The sequence below is a fragment of the Acinetobacter rongchengensis genome (assembly GCF_003611475.1).
Classification (GTDB): domain Bacteria; phylum Pseudomonadota; class Gammaproteobacteria; order Pseudomonadales; family Moraxellaceae; genus Acinetobacter; species Acinetobacter rongchengensis.
In genome coordinates this window covers 47982-69150 of record NZ_RAXT01000009.1, presented here as the reverse complement: position 1 = coordinate 69150, position 21169 = coordinate 47982, and the positions used below count along the sequence as shown (strand labels likewise).

Sequence of the window (21169 nt, the reverse complement as noted above, 5' to 3'; positions counted from 1 at the left end):
ACCATGCAATTATTGTGGAGTAATCATGGCTCTACGACATTTTCTTACCCTGCGTGACTTATCTACTGCTGAATTAAATCGCATCATCGAGCGTGCTCAAGAATTAAAGCGAAAACAACATCAACATGAAGTTTTCCAACCCTTTGTTGGCAAAGTGATGGGCATGATTTTTGAAAAGTCGAGCACACGAACTCGTGTATCTTTTGAAGCAGGTATGAATCAGTTTGGTGGTAGTGCTATTTTTCTATCTCCGCGCGATACTCAATTGGGTCGTGGTGAGCCGATTGAAGACTCTGCACGTGTTATTTCTAGCATGCTTGATATTGTGATGATTCGTACTTTTGGACATGACATTGTTGAACGTTTTGCAGAATACTCAAGTGTACCTGTAATCAATGCTTTAACAGATGATCATCACCCTTGTCAGTTGCTTGCAGATGTACAAACGTTTGTTGAACATCGTGGTCCAATCCAAGGCAAAACAGTTGCTTGGATTGGAGATGGCAATAATATGTGTAATTCATATATTGAAGCAGCACATATGTGGGGCTTTAAGCTTAAAATTGCATCTCCAAAAGGTTATGAACCGAAACCTGAATTTCTTTCAGAATTTGCGCATTGTGTAGAACTTGTCGATTCTGCTGAAGATGCAGCAGTAAATGCAGACCTGATCGTCACTGACGTTTGGGCGAGCATGGGGCAAGAAGAAGAACAAAAAATTCGTGAAAAAGCATTTGCTGACTATCAAGTGAATGAAAAACTGATGGATTTAGCACACCCTGATTGTTTATTTATGCATTGCTTACCTGCGCATCGTGGCGAAGAAATCTCAGAAAACATGCTTGACCATAAAAATGCTGTGGTTTGGGATGAAGCTGAAAACCGTTTGCATGCCCAAAAAGCATTGGTCGAGTTTTTATTGAATGAACAATTAAAATAAGATGAATTGCAATTTACCTATACATGCTTTATTTATAATCAATAAATAAAAGTGATGTATAGGTAAAATTTTGAATACTACAAATCAACCTATTGTTTTTGTTGCTGGTGCAACAGGTGCCATCGGTTATAAGCTTTGTTTAATTTTAAAACAGCATAATTATAATGTTTTTGGCTCTACCCGTTCTGAAAATAAAGCAAAGTTCCTAGAAGCTATAGGTATTCAGCCTGTAATCGTTGATGTTTTTAATGAAAATCAGTTAATAGATAAAATTAAAGCGATTTCACCTCAATATATTATTCACCAATTAACCGACTTACCTTTTGGCTTGAATCCAGCGTTGATGTTTGAAGCCAGGATTCGCAATGCAAAAATTAGAGAAATTGGTACACAGAATTTAATCAAGGCTGCTCATGCAGTTGCATGTGAAAAGTTCATTGCTCAAAGCATTGCCTTTGCGCATGAATCGAATCTAGCACAAGTAGATGAAACGACTGAATTGGCAAGTAATTCTGACAATGAAATACTTAAAAAGAATGCTCAAAGCATTGAGAATATGGAATCACAAATTGAAAATAGTCATTTAAAATATGTGATTTTACGATATGGTAAACTTTATGGTGCAGCTACAGGCTGTGAACCAACTGGGCTTGGACGTATTCACGTTGATGCTGCAGCCTATGCTGCATTTCTTGCAATAAAATCTGGAGCAGGCATTTTTCAAATTACTGAAAATGATCAACTTTATAACAGTAACAAAGCCCAAAAAACTTTGAATTTTGATTCATCTTATCGGTGGAAATTTTAGTCATTTACAAAAACTTTCCGTATACTAAAACCATATTTTAACGATGCGAATTATTCCAATGAATTTCAAAATAATTTATCAACTTAGTGCTTCATTATTTTTATGCTTTTCTATGGCTACACATGCAACAGAATTAGATAATTTTCTGATACAAAAAAAATTAATCGATCAACATTATAAAATCAAAGATAAAAAGAACTTGGATGATCTATTAACTGCACTGAGTGAAGAAGATTCACGTGTATTACCTATACAAATTGACCAAAATACACTCATCGAAAAGATCGATTTATTTCATGATCATATTGATCTACAAGGAATTATTACATCGTCAGACTTCAATCAGTTTGCAAATAGCGTTGGAAAAGAACGGATTCAAAGCTTACTGATCAAAGGGATGATTGAAAACTGTGATTTAATATTTGAAAACGAATTTCAAAGAAAAAATCCTTATTATGTGAAGATGAAACTTGTTTCAGAGCATAAAAGTTATGATCTTAAAATTAAAAATGATCAATGTGCTTTCTGATCTTGCTCAAAAAAGCGTTCTAAAGAGTTTGGCTTAAATCTGCATTCAGCTTTTGTGAATTTGTATCTTTAAATATTTATGACTAAAAAATGAATATTTTTTAATAACTTAAATTTATTAAATTCTCTAAAATTTAAGCTGATTGTAACATTTTTGTCATATTGAAAACTTACTATGCCCTACAAGGTCTTTTAGATAATCTCAAATGACGCAGATCATGCCCGTTTTAAACAGCTTTCAACACAGTTCAACAACTTACATCAATCGTGAAATTTCACTTTTAGCTTTTCATCAACGCGTTTTAGCTCAAGCAAAAGATGAAAATCACCCATTATTAGAACGCTTAAACTTTTTAATTATTTTTTCAAGGAACTTAGATGAGTTCTTTGAAATACGTGTTGCGGGTTTAATGAAACAAATTGACCTAAATAGTATAACCACTGCACCTGATGGCATCCCCAATGAAGTTATTTTGCAACAAATTTCTGAAAATGCACATCAAGCCATTCAAGATCAATACGACACATTAAACCACGTGTTATTGCCCCAGTTGGAAGAATACGGCGTTAAATTTATTCAATACAACAACATTCAAAAAAAGCATTTAGAGTGGATTAAAAACTACTTTTTTAAACAAGTTCAACCCGTTGTTACGCCAATTAGCCTTGACCCTGCTCATCCTTTTCCACGTTTGGTGAATAAAAGCCTAAATTTTATCGTCACTCTTGAGGGTAAAGATGCTTTTGGGCGTCAAATTGAATTGGCCATTGTTCCTGCTCCACGTTCATTGCCGCGAATTGTTCGTTTGCCTGATGAACTCACCAATGGCGAAGAACATTACATTTTATTATCAGCCATCATTCAACAGCATATTAACGATTTATTTCCAGGCATGACTGCAACAGGCTGTTATCAATTTCGTGTTACACGTAACGCAGATCTAACACTGGCTGCGGATGTAGATGATTTAGCTGTTGCTTTAAAAGATGAATTATCTTCTCGTCGTTTTGGACGTGCTGTACGTTTAGAGATTGCCCATAATTGCCCTGATTCGATCAATTCATATCTATTAGAACAATTTGATTTAGATCCACAACATTTGTATCAAGTTGATGGGCCAGTCAATCTGACACGATTAATTGCTCATTTTGATATTCCTGAATTGCGCTTCAAGCCCTTTCAAGCTGTCATTCCAAAAGCATTACGTAATCCACACAAAATCTTTGAAGTATTAAGCAAACAAGATGTGTTGTTGCATCATCCCTTTGATTCTTTTCAACCTGTGATTAATTTACTCAAAGAAGCAGCCAAAGATCCAAACGTACTTGCAATTAAACAGACGTTATATCGTAGTGGTCCAGATTCGGAAATTGTTCAAGTTTTGGCTGAGGCTGCACGTAATGGCAAAGAAGTGACCGCAATTATTGAGTTGCGCGCGCGTTTCGATGAAGAATCTAATATTATTGTCGCCAATATTTTACAAGAAGCTGGTGCAGTCGTGGTTTATGGCATTGTAGGTTATAAAACTCATGCCAAAATGATTTTAATCGTGCGACGTGAAGGTGAAAAATTAAAACGTTATGTACATCTTGGGACAGGAAACTACCATGCAGGCAATGCCAAAATGTATACCGATTATGGATTACTCAGCACAGAACCTGATCTTTGTGAAGATGTACATAAAATCTTCCAAGAGCTTACAGGGATGGGACGTATGGCAAAGTCAAAAAAAATGTTCCATGCGCCTTTTACCTTACATGCTCAATTACTACAATTAATTGAAAATGAAATCGTTTTCGCAAAATCAGGGCAATCTGCACGTATCATTATCAAAGTTAATGCTTTAACTGAACCTCAACTGATTGCTGCTCTATATAGGGCATCTCAAGCAGGTGTTAAAATTGAACTTATTATCCGTTCAATTTGCTGTTTAAGACCACAAATACCAGATTTATCAGAGAATATTACCGTGCGATCTATCGTAGGTCGCTTTTTAGAACATACTCGGGTCTATTATTTCCAAAATGGTGGCGAAGAAAAGCTGTATTGTTCAAGTGCTGACTGGATGGGCCGTAATTTATTCTCAAGAGTAGAAACATGCTTCCCGATTGAAGATAAAAAACTGAAAAAGCAAATTATTGAATTTGGCTTACTAAATTATCTAAAAGACAATGTCCGAGCGTGGGAACTGGACAGTAATGAGCAATGGCAAGTTGTTCGTCCTAAAAAAGATCAAGCAGCTTATATTGCTCAACAAATATTAATGGAACAACGTACCATAACAACCACTGCTTAAGCGTGGATTACTGCGTAAAACCAATATATCGAAAATACCCTTCTATACCTAAACTTGCTTTGTAAATTAGATAGTTCGGGTATTCTGAATGGGTTAATTCACTGTAAATATTTAGACCTTGATCATCATGCGCATGTATCTCATCTACACTGCGTTGCATGGTACTTTCAAATTCATCAGCAATATATTCAAAGCCTAAATCCATGGCAATAAATAAAGTATGCTCACATGGTTGAATATATTGCTCTTCATTCCAATCGATGACTGCATGTTGGCAATGCGGGCATGTAACATTTTCTTGATAATTTTCTAGCGTGATCAGTTGAAATGGCATAAGGTTTGGAACAGAATAAAATTATATTTTAAACGAGTTGGGGGAAATTAGTCACTCGTTTTAAAATAGATGGCTCAATCGGTTTAATGCTTTTTATATTTTGTTTTTAGATTATATAAAGAAAGATAAGGATATTATGTCAACAATTGAAAAAGCGATTGCTTTAGCAGCACGTAAACATTCAGGTCAAAAAGATAAAGCACAACAACCTTATATTTTTCACCCGCTCAGACTCATGTTTAAAGTTAAAACCCCTGAACAACAAATCGTTGCTGTATTACACGATATTTTAGAAGATACAGATACCACCGTTGTCGATTTGATTTCCTTAGGGTTTAGTCAAACGATTGTTGATGCCATTCTAGCACTGACGAAAAAAGAGGGTGAATCTCGTATTGAAGCAGCTTATCGTGCTGTAAAGAATCCAATCGCAAGAGTTGTTAAACTGGCAGATGTTACTGACAATATGGATTTAACACGGATTCCACAACCAAGTGCTAAAGATTGGTTGCGCTTAGAAGAATATAAAAAAGTTGAATATATTCTACTTACAGCAACTGCTTAGTTTTAATATGTAGGTTTTTGATTAAGTTTGCTTGATTCACACAATTTAAAATTGACTTTTTGCAACAATCAAGTTTAATAACAGGCAATTGTTGCAATTCTGGAATATTTTAATGCTCTCTGATTTAGATGATTTTTACTGCTTTGGCTTAGTCGTCGAACATGGTGGGTTTAGTGCGGCAGAAAGAGCAACGGATATTCCAAAATCAAAATTAAGTCGTCGCGTCTATAATTTAGAAGAAAAATTAGGTGTTCGGCTGATTCAACGCAGTTCACGCCACTTTGCCGTGACCGATATCGGTATGAATATTTACCGGCATGCGCAAGTGATGATTAATGCTGCCCAATCAGCCCATGATTTAGTGGATCATTTAAGTGAACAACCACGCGGTGTGATCAAAGTCAGTGTGCCTGTTTCTATTGCACAAAATGAACTTTCCAAAATATTACCTGATTTTTTAAAGACCTATCCTGAAATTAAAGTGCAATTATTGGTAAGCAATCGCCGGATTGATATTATTAATGAAGGCTTTGATATTGCTTTACGTGTTCGTGCCAATTTAGATGATGATCCAAGTTTGGTGCTAAGAAAACTTGAAAATATTGAACAACATTTATTTGCCAGCCAAGCCTACTTGAATGAATACGGCATATTAAAAAAACCTGAAGATTTAACTGAACATCGTATTTTAAGCATGGTCGATGAGCATTTAGATCAACAAATGGTCTTACATGATCATCAAAACCAAGCCAAGAAAATTAAGATTAATCCTATTTTAATGGGTTCGGACTTGATGATGTTGGCTAAATTGGCCAGTCAAAATTGTGGTATTGCCCTACTTCCCGACACCATCGCCAATGATTATATTTTAACAGGTGAATTGGTACGAGTACTCCCAGACTGGAAAGCACCACATGGTATTTTCCATGCAGTTTATCCATCTCGCCGTGGTTTACTCCCTGCTGTACGTGTTTTTATCGATTATCTGGTTGAACATTTAAGTAAATACTAATTGCCCTTTTGGGTCTACATAGATAACCATTGCTTGATATTCAATTCAGCTGAATTGCCTAAAATTTTCAAAGATGGGCAGGAATGATTGTCCATCGTCCGCTATTTTTGATACCATCGCTACTGCTTAATTCCAGTGTTTTCTGATTTTTATGACTTCATCTTATCAACAACAGCTTGATGCCAAAATTGAACGAATCCAAACTCAATTTGCTGAATTCAATCCACCATCTTTAGAAGTGTTTGCGTCACCTGAGCAACATTTTCGAATGCGTGCAGAATTCCGTATTTGGCATACTGATGATGATATGTTCTATGCAATGTTTGAACGTAATACAGATCAGCAAAAAACCGTAGTGCGTATTGATGATTTCCCTATCGCGGATCAAAGTATTAACACACTTATGCCAATTTTATTGGCAGAATTAAAAACAAATGAGATCCTTTCAAAACGTCTTTTTGAAATTCATTTTCTAGCAACACTTAAAGGTGAAATGCTCGTTTCACTCATCTATCGAGCGCCATTAACCAAAGAATGGGAAGGCTTAGCCCAACAACTGGCTGAAAAACTCAATATTAAATTGATCGGCCGTAGTCGTGGTCAAAAAGTGATTCTTAGCGATGAATTTGTGGTTGAAGAATTACAAGTGTTCGACCGAAAATTTCAATACAAACAAATTGAAAGCAGTTTTACTCAGCCGAATGCTCAGGTCTGCCAAAAAATGCTGGAATGGGCATGTAATAGTGTTGAAAAAACAGATCAAGACTTATTGGAATTGTATTGTGGTAATGGTAATTTTACCCTACCTTTGTCATTCAAATTCAATCGTGTACTTGCTACAGAATTGGCTAAATCATCTGTTTATGCTGCACAATGGAATATAGAAAAAAACAACATTGATAATATCCAAATTGCACGACTGTCCGCAGAAGAATTTACCCTCGCTTATAATGGCGAACGTGAATTTCGTCGTTTGCAAGAAGCTGAAATCGATATTCAAAGCTACAATTTTGATAGTGTATTCGTAGACCCACCACGTGCGGGAATTGATGATGATACTTTAAAATTATTACAAGGATTTAATCGAATTCTTTATATTTCATGTAATCCTGACACCCTACATGACAATTTAAAAACACTTCTTGAAACGCATAAAATCGTAAAATTTGCGATGTTTGATCAATTTCCATATACCCATCATGTTGAGTCAGGTGTTCTTCTCGAAAAGATTTAAACAATTTATTACAATACTCACAATGCCGATAGAGCACCTTTGGCATTGTGATAAACATATGTATATCAACATTTTATTAGATAAGAATGCTTTTTCTCTATAGCACTTGATAGATAAAAAATTTAATTTTTTATTCAATTTAAGCTTCAAGAGCTGTTTCTATAATCACAGATCTCTTGTATTTTAGAAAAAAAAGCTTATATTTCGAACTATGTTAGGTTGCATATGAAGGCTCTATGAGTTTTTGGCAAAAGCTGTTTATGGCAGAAGATACACAGCAAAATGAACACAAGAATCAAATTGCATGTGTTGAAAATGATTGTTCTTGTAAATCCAATGATCAGCTCTTATCAGCATTAACAAATGCGACAGATCAAGATGTCATCACTGGGATTAAAAAAGTATTGGTGTCGCGAGGCTTCAGTAAAAAAGAACTCAACCAATTACAGCATCCACCTATCCAATAGTCATGGATGATGATACAGAAAAGCATTCAGTGTACTGAATGCTTTTTTTATTTAAGAAATGGTCATTTTTTGATAGTCTGTTCAAAATAGATCATCTATTTTCAAAACTGTTTTTACACCATTGAAATTACATTAAATTTTATTATTGTGCTATACAACCAATGTTGTACAAACTATAACGCATACCCATATAAAAATTTAAGGGATACATAAATATGAAATATTTACTTTTAGTTCCAGTTTTCGCAATGACTGCTGTTTTAAGCGCATGTAGTGATATGCCAAAAGAATGTGAAGAATCATGGAAACATATGGAAAAAATCGCTAAACAAAGTGGTATTCCAGAAGATGCACTTAAAGAACAAAAGAAAGCCTTTGAAGAACAAATCAAAAGCTTACCTAAAGATGAGGCTATTCAAACCTGTAAAGCACAATCTTCTATTCTGAGTATGGTGAAATAGAACGGCCACGCCATTCAAAATACAGTTGTAGCATTCATATACTGCGACTGTTTCTTTCTCCCCATACAACTTGCTCACGCCATAAATCAATCACAATGCTTTGACTCCGCATAAATAAACATTGGCCCTAAATCGTAAATCTGATCGTGCCGTTTGACTTGTGGAATAAAAGCACTTGAGACAGTTCCATCAAGGTACAAAGCTTGATCTACTTTAAGTTGGGTCTTAAAAATATCAGCAAAATGATAAAAATTGATTTTCCCACGGCTAATAACAAAGTAAAGCTGATTGTTTTTAATACCCACGCCGTTACGAATTTTTAAAGAATCTGAGTTCGATTTAAATATTGGATTAATTTCACGATTCATCACCAACATTGGACCAGATTGTGTTGCATATTCTGCCTGAAAATTAGACTGAGCATACTGCTGCGTCGTTAAAAGTACGGCCTTATTCTTATTCCATGCAACTACACCATTTGGTTGTAGAAAAAAGTTACCAAATTGATTTGTATTGCTATTCAATGCACTCAGTTGCTTAAATTGTTCAATATAGAGTCCCACTGGAGAAAAATTTGCATGATACATGCCTGCATTCATCGCAAAACTTATTTTGCATTTAGGATGTGCTTTTTGAACATGGCTAAACTTTTTAAAAGCTATACCTTGTTGATTATTCAGTAATAATTGTAGGTTTTCTAAATCAGCAATACGAACAGCATCTGCAATAATACGGTTATCCTGTTTGATTTGAAAATAATCTGTATCGGCCTGTACATCCATCGCCAAGCTACTCACACTGAGTAGTGCTGCTAAACGCAAAATGATCATTTTTAAATTCATAGCTGACTTAAGCAATTTTTGTCTATTACGCAATATATAGTAGACCATAATGAAAATTACTGATCATTTTAGATGCAATTCTTTACTGAATTATCAGTTTTACTACTACCATATTCCCTTGGCTTGACTATAATGATTTTATCCTTTCAATTAAATACATATGTATACTTTATTTGAACTGAGTGAAAGATGCTGAAAAAACGCTTATATCATTATCCTTTAGGTGCTCATCTCATCGTTAAACATTTTGGTTATAGCCATCATGGAATCTATGCAGGAAAAGGTCGAGTCATTCATTATTCAGGCTTTGCACATCTTTTCAAAAAACGCCCAATCGAAGTGACATCATTAGCAAAATTTTCACATGGTAAAAGCATTACAATCCGCCATTATGATTCACCTAAATATAAAGGTCGTCATATTGTACGTCGTATGCGTTTACGTATGCATGAAAATAACTATCACTTGATTATTAACAATTGTGAACATTTATGCAGTTGGGCCATTACCGATATAGAAAGTAGCCCTCAAGTGGTCAAAATGATGAATCGTTTAACCACAATTGGTTATATCAGTTCGATTATGACCTATATGAATGGTTTATTTTTAACCATTGCAACGACCTGTTTTGCATTAGTTCTCTATATCAAAATGAAACTCAGAGCGCAGGCCAAGTTAAAACTACCCACTTATTTATCCTTGAAAGAACAACAAGTTAAGAAATAATGACCTCGCAATAAGTTACGTTCAAAACCATTTTATAATTTCAAAGCTCAACTGATTAAATGATTTTGAGGTCGTTTTAAAATCGTAAAATTAAAATATTTTTTAAAATGGCGGAAACTTATCCTCAATTAAATTTAATTTTAAACCGTGCTCAAGATAAGCTTTTAAGTTATCAACAACCGTTGTAAAGCCACCTGTTGCATCGATGATAAATTTGATCAATTCTGCACCTTGTAATGGAATATCATAATTTCGAATACGCAAATACGTTGTGTTTGGACTGACTTCTTCAAAAATAAAATCGACTGTAGATTTTGGATCGCCCCATACAATTTGGATCTGTTTATTTTCTATAATTGTTAATACCTTAACCTGGGTACTCACTTGATATTTAGACCATGTCCATTGTACCGTTTTACCTTGTTCAAGTTTCCCCGTTGAAGAATCAAACCAAAATTGCGAACTAATCTCTGGATCAATAAAAGCTTGAAATACTTCGGCAATAGGTTTGCGGATCAGCATTTGGGTTTCAATGGTTGGGTGCATTGTTATTCTCCAAATTTATTGTATTAACAAAGTGATATCATAACTAAAACAACTTAGCCAACATGATTTTGTTAATCTTTTTTATTTTGATGACGATTGATAATGCTCATTCCAAAACGTTGATTGCTTCTTCTCAACCCACACATTAAAGAAACAATGATGTAGAATAAATATCTCATAAAAAACTCGGATTTTTTAAATCCGAGTCAGATACGATTTAAAAAACTTAGCTTGGTATATCAAATACTAAGTTTAAAAACTGAATTAGCCTGCTTTCTCAACTTCTTCATAAGGTTGCACTGCAATTTCTGAAATCATATTCTCAAATGAGAAGATTGTATCCAGTTGCTCTTGAGTCAATAATTTTTGCTCAAGTACCACTTCTTGAATCGTTTTATTTTCAGCAATACATAACTTACCGATTTCATCACATTTCGCATGACCTAAAATAGGATCAAGTAAAGTGATAATGCCGACACTTCGCATTACTGCGTCGTAACATGTTTTTTCATTCGCCACTACACCTTGGATACATTTTTCATCCAAAGTTTGAATACCATTAACCAATAATTCAATAGATTCATTAAGTGAAACTGCAATCACTGGTTCCATAACATTCAGTTGTAATTGCCCTGCTTCTGCTGCAAAAGTAATCGTCAGATCATTCCCAATCACTTTAAATGCAATTTGATTGACCACTTCTGGAATCACAGGATTGACTTTTGCAGGCATGATTGATGAACCCGCTTGTAATTCTGGTAAACGAATTTCCCATAAACCTGTACGTGGTCCAGAACTGAGTAAGCGTAAATCATTACAAATTTTAGAAAGTTTAACTGCCAATCGTTTTAAAGTACTCGAAAGTAAAATAAATACGCCACAATCACTGGTTGCTTCAACATAATCTTCCGCACCGATTAAATTTAAACCTGTGATTGTTTTAAGATTCTCATTTACTTGTGTGGCATAACCATGTGGTGTATTTACACCTGTACCAATTGCCGTAGCACCTAAATTAATTTCTAATAAAAGTTCTCTTGTTTTTCTAATTAAGCGTACGTCTTCTTTTAATAATGTTGCAAAAGCATGAAACTCTTGTCCTAAAGTCATCGGTACTGCATCTTGTAATTGAGTACGTCCCATTTTTAAAACAAATTGGAATTCTGTCGATTTAATCAGCAGTGAATGGATTAAATGATTTATTTTCTCAAAAAGTAGATCGAGTGAATAATAAGTCGCTAAACGCAAAGCTGTTGGATAAACATCATTGGTCGATTGTGATTTATTCACATGATCGTTGGGATGAATAATGTCGTAACGACCTTTTGCATATCCAAGAGATTCTAGAGCAATATTCGCAATGACTTCATTGGCATTCATATTGATCGAAGTGCCCGCACCACCTTGAAACACATCCGATGGAAAGGACTCACGCCATTGTTCAGGATTTTGAATCAATTGATCACAGGCATTTTGTATCGCCAGGCTGGTTTGTTCCGAAATCTGATTAAATTGTTGATTGGTTTGTGCAGAAGCTTTTTTTACTTGAGCCAATGCACGAATAAAAAAGCTTTGCTCTCCAACCGTATGTTTAGAAATTTTAAAATTTTCTAACGCCCTTAATGTGTGTATACCGTAGTAACTATTTAATGGTACTTCTTTTGCACCAAGTAAATCTTTTTCTATTCTTATGGTATCCGCTTGAACCGTTTCTATTTCCATTGACTTTTACTCTTATAATGCACTGTATATGTGCAATAGCTAAATCATATTCCTTTTCTGTGCTTTCTGTATTAGCAAAATACATCTTTTCGATAAAATTTCTTATAAGAATATTAATACATGTACTGTTTGTAACTTTGTGTAAAGCTAATATTTAACCAAAATTTTATCTGATTAAAAAATCGTCTTACTTGGCTAAATTTTGAATTGTATCCAAATGTACATTCAGATACAGAATACTCTCATAATCACCTTATAAAAAATACAGCGATTTTTTTTAATTCTATGGAAGAATCTGCACGTAAATGTGTAGCTATAAAAAAATAATACTTGGATAATGTCCCAAATGGAAAAGGATTGATTATGGATTCACTTAACCCCACAGTGGTTACTTTTATTTTTTATATTATTGCAATGGTTTGTATTGGATTGTATGCATATAAAAGAACCACAGATTTCTCAGATTATATTTTGGGTGGTCGAAGCTTAGGTAGCTTTGTAACTGCACTTTCAGCAGGTGCTTCAGACATGAGTGGATGGCTACTCATGGGGTTGCCAGGTGCAATTTATCTCACTGGGCTATCTGAATCATGGATTGCAATAGGTTTAATCATTGGTGCATGGTTAAACTGGTACTTAGTTGCAGGACGTTTACGTGTTCACACTGAAGTTCAAAACAATGCATTGACCTTACCCGATTATTTCACCAGCCGTTTTGGTGATAAAAAGAAAGTGCTTCGTATTATTTCAGCATTGGTCATTTTAATATTCTTCGGTATTTACTGCGCATCGGGTATGGTTGCAGGTGCACGTTTATTCGAAAGTATTTTTGCTATGGATTACACCACTGCCTTATGGGTTAGTGCCATTGCAACGATGAGTTACGTATGTATTGGCGGTTTCTTAGCCATTAGTTGGACAGATACTTTCCAAGCTGGCTTAATGATTTTTGCGCTTTTACTTGCACCCATTATGACCTTCTTGGCGATCGGTGATCTTCAGCAGGTCAACCAATTGATTGAAACAGCACGTCCTCATGCATCGAGTATGTTTACTGGAGTGAGTGCGCTCGCAATTATTTCGTCAATGGCTTGGGGTTTGGGCTATTTCGGTCAGCCACACATTTTAGTACGCTTCATGGCTGCAGATTCGGTTAAGTCTATTCCAAATGCACGTCGTATTGGTATGGCTTGGATGATTCTATGCTTAGCAGGTGCAGTTGCTGTAGGGTATGTCGGTATCGCATATTTCCAAGCGAATCCTGATATTCCTGCAGCAGCAATTGTCGCGAAAAACCCTGAAACCGTATTTATGGAATTAACCAAAGTTTTATTTAATCCATGGGTTGCAGGTGTAATTTTAGCAGCGATTCTTGCAGCGGTGATGAGTACGCTCAGCTGTCAACTTTTGGTTTGTTCAAGTGCGCTCACTGAAGACTTATACAAAGCTTTCATCCGCAAAAATGCTTCTCAAAAGGAATTGGTTTGGGTTGGCCGTTTCATGGTATTAGCGATTGCTGTATTGGCGATTTTGTTAGCGATGAACCCTGAAAGTAAAGTACTTGGTCTGGTTTCTTATGCATGGGCTGGTTTCGGTGCTGCATTTGGTCCATTGATTATTCTTTCAGTATTCTGGAAGCGTATGACGCTAAATGGTGCTTTGGTCGGTATGATCGTCGGTGCTGTAACGGTCATCCTTTGGAAAAATACCATGGCAGATACAGGTTTATATGAAATCGTACCTGGCTTCATCCTATCGTTTATCAGCATCGTCGTAGTAAGTTTGATGGATAAAACGCCTCAAAAAGATGTTGTAGATCGCTTTGACAAAGCTGAACAAATCTATGATCGTGAAATGAATTAAGTTGCTGTAAAACTTATTCAAATGACGAAGGTATACATTTTAAAGGGGCGCAAGCCCCTTTAATTTTGTATATTGAAAATAGAATCTCTAAACAGTGCGATTACGGCTACATCAGCAAAATATTTCCATCCCTTATTTAATCTTATTATTCAAATAAATCTGAGAACTGTCTTTAATGACTTCCATCACTGGATAGCTTCGTGTTTCTTTCACACCTGGCAATTGCCATAAAATCTGACCTGAAATGCGTCGAAATTCTTCCATATTTTTACAGCGAATTTTCACTAAAAAATCAAATCCCCCACTAATCATATGACATGCCATAATTTCTGGATATTGCACCACAGCATATGAAAACTCATCTAAAACATTGGGTGTGGTTTTGTCTAAAAGAATTTCCACAAAGACCACAAAATTCGAATTTAACTTCTCATAATTGAGCTTAGCTTCATAACCGAGAATAAAGCCTTCATTGCCCAATTTCTGCACTCTTGCCAAAGCCGCAGTCGGTGACAGATTTACTGCTTCTGCAAGTTTAATATTGGAAATACGTCCATCTTTTTGCAAGATATCGAGAATCTTAATATCTATACGGTCAAGGCTTAAAATATCGCTATTCATCTGAATTATTCTCTAAAAAATACGAAAATTATAGTGAGTTATTCGTCAATGATTCTGTAATCATAAATTATATAAAGTTGTAAGTTCAACTAAAAGTTTTAACAAGTCACAGGATGTTGACATGAGTAGCATTGAAAGTTTCCCTCATACCGATTTCGCTCCCGCTAGCTTAGATTATATTACTGAATTTAAAGATAAAAGTGATTATGAAGTAGCAATCAATACTGCTTGGCGTCGTTCTGAGCCTGAGTGTGTCGAATATTTACTTGAACAGACTCAAATTGATGAAGATTTGAATCAAAAAATTTATGATATTGCATTTAATTTGGCGCACAGTTTACGCGATCGTAAAAGCTCATCAGGCAAAGCAGGTATTGTTCAAGGTTTATTACAAGAGTTCTCACTTTCTTCTCAGGAAGGAATTGCACTCATGTGTTTGGCTGAAGCTTTATTGCGTATTCCAGACAGTGCCACACGTGACTTACTGATCCGTGACAAAATTAACCAAGGCAATTGGAAAGATCACTTAGGTCAAAGTAATTTGATGTTTGTAAATGCTGCTGCTTGGGGCTTAATGCTTACAGGTAAGCTCATGGAAACGCCTAAACAAACCAGTCTTTCCAGTGTTTTAACCTCATTACTGGCACGTACTGGTAAGGGCATCATTCGTAAAGCGGTTGATGTCGCAATGCGTATGATGGGTGAACAATTCGTCACTGGTGAAACCATTGAAGAAGCTTTGGATCATGCCAAAGTCCTTGAAGATAAAGGTTTCCGCTATTCTTATGATATGTTAGGCGAAGCTGCACTGACTGAACATGATGCAGATCGCTATTTTGAGGATTATACTCAAGCAATTCATGCGATTGGTAAAGCTTCTGAAGGCAAAGATGTCTATTCTGGCCCAGGTATTTCCATCAAACTTTCTGCATTACATCCACGTTATCAACGTTCTCAAATTGAACGTGTACATCAAGAGCTTTATCCTAAAATTCTAAATTTAGCCTTGCTCGCTAAAACTTACGATATTGGTCTCAATATCGATGCAGAAGAAACAGAACGTTTAGAACTTTCTTTAGAATTACTCGAACGTTTATGCTTTGAACCTCAACTTGCAGATTGGAAAGGGATCGGTTTCGTTATTCAAGCATACCAAAAACGCTGTTTCTATCTTGTTGATTATATTGTAGACCTTGCTAAACGTAGCAATAAACGTTTAATGATTCGTTTAGTGAAAGGTGCATATTGGGACAGTGAAATTAAAAAAGCACAAATTGATGGTATGACTGACTACCCTGTGTTTACACGTAAGGTTCATACAGATTTGTCTTATATTGCTTGTGCTAAAAAGCTTTTGGCAGCACCTGAAAATATCTACCCACAATTTGCAACGCATAATGCGCAAACCCTTGCAACGATTTATGAACTTGCAGACCCAAGCAACTATCACGCGGGACAATATGAATTCCAATGCCTACATGGCATGGGTGAACCGCTTTATGAGCAAGTGGTTGGAAATAAATCTGACAACAAATTAGGCGTACCTTGCCGTATTTATGCCCCAGTCGGAAATCACGAAACATTATTGGCTTATTTAGTCCGTCGTTTATTGGAAAATGGTGCCAATACATCTTTTGTAAACCGTATTGCAGATAAAAATATTAAAATCGAAGACTTGATTGAAAATCCAGTTCAAGAAATCTTAGCGACAGCACAAAAAGAGCATGCGATTGGATTAAAGCACCCTGCTATTCCATTACCACAAGATCTTTACCAAGGCATTCGCCAAAATTCACATGGTATAGATTTAACCAATGACACTGAATTATTTGAATTGAATCAAATTGTTCAACAGTATTCACAACATCAATGGAACAGTTATAGCTTAGTTGACAACTTGGATGTGCAAGATTTGTCTGAGCAAAGTACGCAAGAAATTCGTAATCCAGCAAATCACGATGACCTTGTTGGCTACGTAATCGAAGCCGAAGCAGCTCAAGTTGATTTAGCACTGAATAATGCCCATCAAGCTTTCGAAAGTTGGAAAAATACTGGCAAAGATTTTCGTGCAGATGTCTTATTAAAAGCAGCAGATATTATGGAATCACGCATGCAAGAGCTGATGGTTCTGCTCTGCCGTGAGAGTGGTAAAACATATAGCAACGGTATCGCTGAAGTTAGAGAAGCTGTTGATTTCCTACGTTATTATGCATCACAAGTACAACATATTTCAGATCATGAGCAACTCAAACCCTTAGGCACTATTCTTTGTATTAGCCCTTGGAACTTCCCACTGGCTATTTTTACAGGTCAAGTTGCTGCGGCATTGGTTGCAGGTAATACCGTTATTGCAAAACCAGCGGAACAAACGCCTTTAATTGCAGCACAAGCGATTCAAATCTTATGGGAAGCAGGCGTACCACAAGCCGTTGTACAACTTCTACCAGGTCGTGGTGAAACGGTTGGTGCTAAATTAAGCCAAGATGAACGTATTCAAGGCATTATGTTTACAGGTTCTACCGAAGTTGCAAAAATTTTGCAAAAAACTTTAGCACAAAGAATCAGTCCTACAGGTCAAGCTATTCCTTTAATCGCGGAAACTGGCGGACAAAATGCCATGATTGTCGACTCATCTGCACTGACAGAGCAAGTGGTCATCGATGCGGTTAACTCAGCTTTTGACAGTGCAGGTCAACGTTGTTCTGCTTTACGTATCTTATGTGTGCAAGAAGACAATGCCGCCAGCTTAATCAAAATGTTAAAAGGTGCAATGCAACAACTGAAAATGGGTAATCCATTTGCATTAAAAACTGATATTGGGCCTGTGATTGACTTGGAAGCACAGCAAAATATTGAAAAACATATTGAAAAAATGCGTAGCAAAGGTTATCCAGTACATCAACTTGCTGAACATACGCCAAGTAGTGACTTAAATAAAGGCACTTTTATTGTTCCAACACTTATCGAACTTCCAAATTTAAACGATTTAGAACGTGAAGTTTTTGGCCCAGTTTTACACATCATTACTTATAAATATGGTGAGTTAAAACAGCTGTTAAATCAGATCAATAATAAAGGTTATGGCCTAACCATGGGCTTACATACGCGTATTGATGAAACCATTCAAACCACGATTCAACATGCAGAAGTGGGTAATTTATACATTAACCGTAACATCGTTGGTGCTGTTGTTGGCGTGCAACCTTTCGGTGGTGAAGGATTATCAGGTACTGGTCCTAAAGCTGGCGGTCCAATCTATTTATATAAATTATTGCAACATCGTGAATTGCCAAGTCAACCATTTGGTACTTTAAAGAATATTGCGGCGCAGTTTGAACCAAAATTACCTGAAGCATTTGAGCAGTTTAAAATATGGGCCAAACAAAACTACCCGCAACATACACTACAAAACGTTCAATCTCCGATTGGATTGTATGAACTTCCAGGCCCTACTGGTGAATTGAACCAATATCAAATGCTTGCGAGATCTCATGTTTTAGCGATTTCAAATGATGAATCTGCTTTATTAAATCAATTTAATGCAATTTTGGCAGTGGGTGCAAAAGTTTGTATTTTAAGTGAAACAACGATTGCGCTTAAAATGATTCAAAGTATGCCAAAAACACTGCAACAGCAATTCATCATGATCAATGATTTAAAATCAGGTAAGTTCGATGCTATGCTACATCATGATTCTGCTAAAAACTTACTGCGATTACAAAGTATTATTGCGCAAAGACCGGGGGCAATTATTGGAATTACGCATCTCAATGATTCAAATGAACCTATCCCACTCGAACGCTTAGTCATTGAACGTGCAATTAGTATTAATACTGCTGCTGCAGGTGGTAATGCCAGTTTAATGACTCTGGATAATCTCTGATTAAGTGAGTGCCTTTGAAAACTATTGCCTATTATTTACAGACTTAAAATATAATTTTTGAATTTTAAGTCTGCTTCGAATAATGAAAACCAAGCCAATAATTTTGGCTTGGTTTTTTTCTGACTGTAATTTTAATAATGTAAAACAACGTTTTTATGATTTTGGATAACTTCTTAAAATCAATTCCTGCTTGATTAACGCATAATCATGCTGAGGCTCAGGCAGTAGCCCCTCAATAAACCATGCACCATCTGCCGCATAACGTAAAATCTTTAAATCAATCGATTGGTCTGTTGTCGCATGCTGCTTTAAACGCTCTTCTAACCATTGATTCCACATCTCACTAAAAGATTTATCTGTAATGACAGTCATACATAATGCACTCCATGCCGAGTTCGCACCAATATTTGGGCTTAGCGTGACTTCAATGTATGCTCTGGTGAAACAACCATAAGCAACCGTGTCATTTTCAATTTTTGCATTCACTTCACGATCTAAGTGATGAATTAACTCTTCCAACATCGCTTTGACTAAAATTTGTTTATTGGCAAAATGATGGAAAACACCTCCTTTAGTGATACCTGCCATGCTTGCTACACTTTGGATCGATATCCCTTGAATACCCTGTTGACCCGCAAGTTGAATCACTTTGTCTAAAATTAACTGCCTTACCCGAGTAGGATTTTTCTTGCGTTGATATGGATTTTCCATTGTGCTGATTCCCCTCGATGACACAGAAACGGACTGATTTGGATTCTTAATGTCCTGTCGAAGCTGAGAATAAATTAATCACCACCACACCTGAGACAATTAATCCAATTCCGATCATAGCAGCGGCATCTAGACTTTGTTTAAAAACAAAATAACCAATGATTGCAGTTAAAATAATGCCTACGCCTGCCCAAATCGCATATGCAATCCCCAAAGGAATAACTTTAATCACCTGTGACAACAAATAGAAAGCTAAACTAAATAATATGACCACTGCTACAGATGGCCATAATTTTGTAAAACCTTCGGATTTAACTAAAAATGTTGAACCTGTCACTTCCGAGATAATGGCAAAGCCCAACAAAATATAAGCAAACAGTAAAGCGTTCATCATTGCACCAAAACATACCGACTGGTTGGTATGTTGAATTAAAATCAAAAAAAATTCAATGTTGAAAAATGCAATCAATGATTTAAAATTTTAAATGACTAAGAAATGCTTCTGTTTTTTTCAAATTATTATAAAAAGAATAATGATGAATTTAGCCACTAAAAAAGGAGAAATATTAACTAAACATTTCTCCTTTTAGAATATTATTCTTTATTAATTGGGGCTCACAAAATAAAAAAATGAAACCAATATCATTAGAATAGTAATTGATAAAAACAAATATGTATTTAAAGTATTGAAACTTCTAATAAATTTTAAAATTTCCATTATTTCACATCACAAAACAGATCCTAATTCATTTTATAATACTTTGTTAGTATTTGTAATATTTTTAGAAATTAAAATAGCAAAAAAACTTAAATTTTCCTTAAAAGCATTATACTTTAGTCGTATATTTTAACTTTAAAACGAATCTCGTTCTCTTATAGAGTCATCACTCAACATCATTTTTATTTATTACTTGGTAAAATGTTTTAGTTCAACCAAGCAATAATCAGAAATAAGAACAGGACTGACAAAGAATTTTTTTCATTTTGTAGAAATAAAAAGAACGTGAATTTTACTATTATGAATTGGCTAATTTTACTCTATTACTTTCAATGATCATAAAAACTTCGTGAATCCCACGAAGTTCTCATATCCAATTTGAAAAAATATTTATTAGCTATGCTAAATTATTTTCTCCTTCTTCAGTGTTATTTGGCTTAACCTCTGCCCTTTTCGCTTTAACTTTTTTATAGCAATAACCAGCCAAAAGACTCACACCAATAATTTTTAAAAGTTTCATAGATTATCTCCTGCCGTACTGAACAAAATCTGAGTCTAAAAATCTAACACTTTTAATTGTGTCCTTCTGAGGCCTTTTTGCACCGCTTTTGTATGAAATACATGCTTTATGTATTTAAAATTGATCAGCGAAATGACAACAACGAGACATTTAACTTAATTAAATAATCGTGATTACAGGTAAGTATTTAAAAATTATTGGAAATTATTTTTTTATTTTTGCTTATAGATGACCAGATAAAACTTAGGCTTAAACAGCTCAACATTTACCAATGTGTGACACTGGTTCAATCAAGATAGATATGTGATTGCAAATTGCGTAAAAAGCACATATCTATTCTATGACTCTCAGACCATAATGTAACAGTTTAG

Annotated in this window: 21 protein-coding genes; 12 read left to right on the top strand and 9 right to left on the bottom strand. The window is 35.4% G+C overall.

Translation table 11 applies throughout. From position 1 onward, the window contains the following. Positions 1 to 25 precede the first annotated feature (25 nt). The 4 genes from argF (at position 26) to ppk1 (ending at position 4573) form a co-directional block, all read left to right on the top strand. Complete coding sequence (gene argF, locus D7V20_RS06955) at positions 26 to 940, top strand: ornithine carbamoyltransferase (protein ID WP_120383584.1); 915 nt, start codon at positions 26 to 28, stop codon at positions 938 to 940. 70 nt (positions 941 to 1010) lie between these two features. Further along, positions 1011 to 1748 carry an NAD-dependent epimerase/dehydratase family protein gene (locus D7V20_RS06950; protein WP_120383583.1) on the top strand — a complete coding sequence of 246 codons (738 nt, stop codon included), beginning with the start codon at positions 1011 to 1013 and terminating at the stop codon, positions 1746 to 1748. 58 nt (positions 1749 to 1806) lie between these two features. After that, the gene (locus tag D7V20_RS06945; RefSeq protein WP_120383582.1) at positions 1807 to 2277 is read left to right on the top strand and encodes a hypothetical protein; all 471 of its coding nucleotides are present in this window, start codon (positions 1807 to 1809) and stop codon (positions 2275 to 2277) included. Between the two features lie 205 nt (positions 2278 to 2482). Continuing rightward, the gene (gene ppk1, locus D7V20_RS06940; protein WP_120383581.1) at positions 2483 to 4573 is read left to right on the top strand and encodes a polyphosphate kinase 1; all 2091 of its coding nucleotides are present in this window, start codon (positions 2483 to 2485) and stop codon (positions 4571 to 4573) included. A 7-nt stretch (positions 4574 to 4580) separates the two neighbouring features. Here ppk1 and D7V20_RS06935 read toward each other — a convergent pair whose 3' ends face one another. Next, a complete protein-coding gene (locus tag D7V20_RS06935; protein WP_120383580.1) occupies positions 4581 to 4907 on the bottom strand; it encodes a hypothetical protein in 327 nt (108 codons plus the stop codon). Positions 4908 to 5043: 136 nt separating this feature from the next. Here D7V20_RS06935 and D7V20_RS06930 point away from each other — a divergent pair, with 136 nt between their 5' ends. The 5 genes from D7V20_RS06930 to D7V20_RS06910 all read left to right on the top strand — a co-directional run bounded on the left by D7V20_RS06930 (position 5044) and on the right by D7V20_RS06910 (position 8646). After that, positions 5044 to 5472, top strand: a complete 429-nt coding sequence (locus tag D7V20_RS06930; protein WP_120383579.1) for a guanosine-3',5'-bis(diphosphate) 3'-pyrophosphohydrolase — start codon at positions 5044 to 5046, stop codon at positions 5470 to 5472. 112 nt (positions 5473 to 5584) lie between these two features. Further along, positions 5585 to 6484 (top strand): LysR family transcriptional regulator, encoded by a 900-nt coding sequence (locus D7V20_RS06925; RefSeq protein WP_120383578.1) that lies wholly within the window; start codon positions 5585 to 5587, stop codon positions 6482 to 6484. Positions 6485 to 6635: 151 nt separating this feature from the next. After that, entirely contained in the window at positions 6636 to 7718 is a 1083-nt protein-coding gene (gene trmA / locus D7V20_RS06920; RefSeq protein ID WP_120383577.1) for a tRNA (uridine(54)-C5)-methyltransferase TrmA, read from the top strand. A gap of 236 nt (positions 7719 to 7954) precedes the next feature. Then, on the top strand, positions 7955 to 8185 hold the full coding sequence (locus tag D7V20_RS06915) for a hypothetical protein (protein ID WP_120383576.1): 231 nt from the start codon (positions 7955 to 7957) through the stop codon (positions 8183 to 8185). A 215-nt stretch (positions 8186 to 8400) separates the two neighbouring features. Further along, positions 8401 to 8646 carry a hypothetical protein gene (locus tag D7V20_RS06910; RefSeq protein ID WP_120383575.1) on the top strand — a complete coding sequence of 82 codons (246 nt, stop codon included), beginning with the start codon at positions 8401 to 8403 and terminating at the stop codon, positions 8644 to 8646. Between the two features lie 86 nt (positions 8647 to 8732). Here D7V20_RS06910 and D7V20_RS06905 read toward each other — a convergent pair whose 3' ends face one another. Further along, positions 8733 to 9488 (bottom strand): phosphodiester glycosidase family protein, encoded by a 756-nt coding sequence (locus D7V20_RS06905; RefSeq protein ID WP_120383623.1) that lies wholly within the window; start codon positions 9486 to 9488, stop codon positions 8733 to 8735. 189 nt (positions 9489 to 9677) lie between these two features. On the opposite strand from D7V20_RS06905, the gene D7V20_RS06900 reads away from it, so the two are divergent. Continuing rightward, entirely contained in the window at positions 9678 to 10214 is a 537-nt protein-coding gene (locus tag D7V20_RS06900; protein WP_120383574.1) for a lecithin retinol acyltransferase family protein, read from the top strand. Between the two features lie 102 nt (positions 10215 to 10316). On the opposite strand, the gene D7V20_RS06895 is transcribed toward D7V20_RS06900, so the two are convergent. Both D7V20_RS06895 and aspA read right to left on the bottom strand, forming a co-directional pair. After that, on the bottom strand, positions 10317 to 10760 hold the full coding sequence (locus D7V20_RS06895; protein ID WP_120383573.1) for an SRPBCC family protein: 444 nt from the start codon (positions 10758 to 10760) through the stop codon (positions 10317 to 10319). 264 nt (positions 10761 to 11024) lie between these two features. Further along, positions 11025 to 12476, bottom strand: coding sequence for an aspartate ammonia-lyase (gene aspA / locus D7V20_RS06890; RefSeq protein ID WP_120383622.1), 1452 nt, complete (start codon positions 12474 to 12476; stop codon positions 11025 to 11027). Positions 12477 to 12845: 369 nt separating this feature from the next. On the opposite strand from aspA, the gene putP reads away from it, so the two are divergent. Next, positions 12846 to 14345: a sodium/proline symporter PutP gene (putP, locus tag D7V20_RS06885; protein WP_120383572.1), complete on the top strand. Its 1500-nt coding sequence runs from the start codon at positions 12846 to 12848 to the stop codon at positions 14343 to 14345. Positions 14346 to 14477: 132 nt separating this feature from the next. Here putP and D7V20_RS06880 read toward each other — a convergent pair whose 3' ends face one another. Further along, positions 14478 to 14966 carry an Lrp/AsnC ligand binding domain-containing protein gene (locus tag D7V20_RS06880; RefSeq protein ID WP_010111721.1) on the bottom strand — a complete coding sequence of 163 codons (489 nt, stop codon included), beginning with the start codon at positions 14964 to 14966 and terminating at the stop codon, positions 14478 to 14480. Positions 14967 to 15087: 121 nt separating this feature from the next. Between D7V20_RS06880 and putA the strand changes: the two genes are divergently transcribed. Further along, the gene (gene putA, locus D7V20_RS06875; RefSeq protein WP_120383571.1) at positions 15088 to 18849 is read left to right on the top strand and encodes a trifunctional transcriptional regulator/proline dehydrogenase/L-glutamate gamma-semialdehyde dehydrogenase; all 3762 of its coding nucleotides are present in this window, start codon (positions 15088 to 15090) and stop codon (positions 18847 to 18849) included. A 153-nt stretch (positions 18850 to 19002) separates the two neighbouring features. On the opposite strand, the gene D7V20_RS06870 is transcribed toward putA, so the two are convergent. The 4 genes from D7V20_RS06870 to D7V20_RS20290 all read right to left on the bottom strand — a co-directional run bounded on the left by D7V20_RS06870 (position 19003) and on the right by D7V20_RS20290 (position 20798). Beyond that, the gene (locus tag D7V20_RS06870) at positions 19003 to 19560 is read right to left on the bottom strand and encodes a TetR/AcrR family transcriptional regulator (RefSeq protein ID WP_120383570.1); all 558 of its coding nucleotides are present in this window, start codon (positions 19558 to 19560) and stop codon (positions 19003 to 19005) included. Between the two features lie 46 nt (positions 19561 to 19606). After that, a complete protein-coding gene (locus tag D7V20_RS06865; RefSeq protein ID WP_120383621.1) occupies positions 19607 to 19951 on the bottom strand; it encodes an SMR family transporter in 345 nt (114 codons plus the stop codon). 213 nt (positions 19952 to 20164) lie between these two features. Further along, positions 20165 to 20278: a hypothetical protein gene (locus D7V20_RS20425; protein ID WP_456236585.1), complete on the bottom strand. Its 114-nt coding sequence runs from the start codon at positions 20276 to 20278 to the stop codon at positions 20165 to 20167. Between the two features lie 397 nt (positions 20279 to 20675). Further along, on the bottom strand, positions 20676 to 20798 hold the full coding sequence (locus tag D7V20_RS20290) for a hypothetical protein (protein WP_268877888.1): 123 nt from the start codon (positions 20796 to 20798) through the stop codon (positions 20676 to 20678). Positions 20799 to 21169: the final 371 nt, after the last annotated feature.

Excerpts from the sequence above, each read along its gene's own strand:
- D7V20_RS20425 (WP_456236585.1), bottom strand. The coding sequence starts at position 20,278 with ATGGAAATTTTAAAATTTATTAGAAGTTTCAATACTTTAAATACATAT.
- ppk1 (WP_120383581.1), top strand. The coding sequence starts at position 2,483 with ATGACGCAGATCATGCCCGTTTTAAACAGCTTTCAACACAGTTCAACA.
- D7V20_RS20290 (WP_268877888.1), bottom strand. The coding sequence starts at position 20,798 with ATGAAACTTTTAAAAATTATTGGTGTGAGTCTTTTGGCTGGTTATTGC.
- D7V20_RS06865 (WP_120383621.1), bottom strand. The coding sequence starts at position 19,951 with ATGAACGCTTTACTGTTTGCTTATATTTTGTTGGGCTTTGCCATTATC.
- D7V20_RS06930 (WP_120383579.1), top strand. The coding sequence starts at position 5,044 with ATGTCAACAATTGAAAAAGCGATTGCTTTAGCAGCACGTAAACATTCA.
- D7V20_RS06935 (WP_120383580.1), bottom strand. The coding sequence starts at position 4,907 with ATGCCATTTCAACTGATCACGCTAGAAAATTATCAAGAAAATGTTACA.
- argF (WP_120383584.1), top strand. The coding sequence starts at position 26 with ATGGCTCTACGACATTTTCTTACCCTGCGTGACTTATCTACTGCTGAA.
- D7V20_RS06895 (WP_120383573.1), bottom strand. The coding sequence starts at position 10,760 with ATGCACCCAACCATTGAAACCCAAATGCTGATCCGCAAACCTATTGCC.
- putA (WP_120383571.1), top strand. The coding sequence starts at position 15,088 with ATGAGTAGCATTGAAAGTTTCCCTCATACCGATTTCGCTCCCGCTAGC.
- trmA (WP_120383577.1), top strand. The coding sequence starts at position 6,636 with ATGACTTCATCTTATCAACAACAGCTTGATGCCAAAATTGAACGAATC.
- D7V20_RS06905 (WP_120383623.1), bottom strand. The coding sequence starts at position 9,488 with ATGAATTTAAAAATGATCATTTTGCGTTTAGCAGCACTACTCAGTGTG.
- D7V20_RS06945 (WP_120383582.1), top strand. The coding sequence starts at position 1,807 with ATGAATTTCAAAATAATTTATCAACTTAGTGCTTCATTATTTTTATGC.
- D7V20_RS06870 (WP_120383570.1), bottom strand. The coding sequence starts at position 19,560 with ATGGAAAATCCATATCAACGCAAGAAAAATCCTACTCGGGTAAGGCAG.
- D7V20_RS06900 (WP_120383574.1), top strand. The coding sequence starts at position 9,678 with ATGCTGAAAAAACGCTTATATCATTATCCTTTAGGTGCTCATCTCATC.
- D7V20_RS06910 (WP_120383575.1), top strand. The coding sequence starts at position 8,401 with ATGAAATATTTACTTTTAGTTCCAGTTTTCGCAATGACTGCTGTTTTA.
- putP (WP_120383572.1), top strand. The coding sequence starts at position 12,846 with ATGGATTCACTTAACCCCACAGTGGTTACTTTTATTTTTTATATTATT.
- D7V20_RS06915 (WP_120383576.1), top strand. The coding sequence starts at position 7,955 with ATGAGTTTTTGGCAAAAGCTGTTTATGGCAGAAGATACACAGCAAAAT.
- D7V20_RS06880 (WP_010111721.1), bottom strand. The coding sequence starts at position 14,966 with ATGAATAGCGATATTTTAAGCCTTGACCGTATAGATATTAAGATTCTC.
- D7V20_RS06925 (WP_120383578.1), top strand. The coding sequence starts at position 5,585 with ATGCTCTCTGATTTAGATGATTTTTACTGCTTTGGCTTAGTCGTCGAA.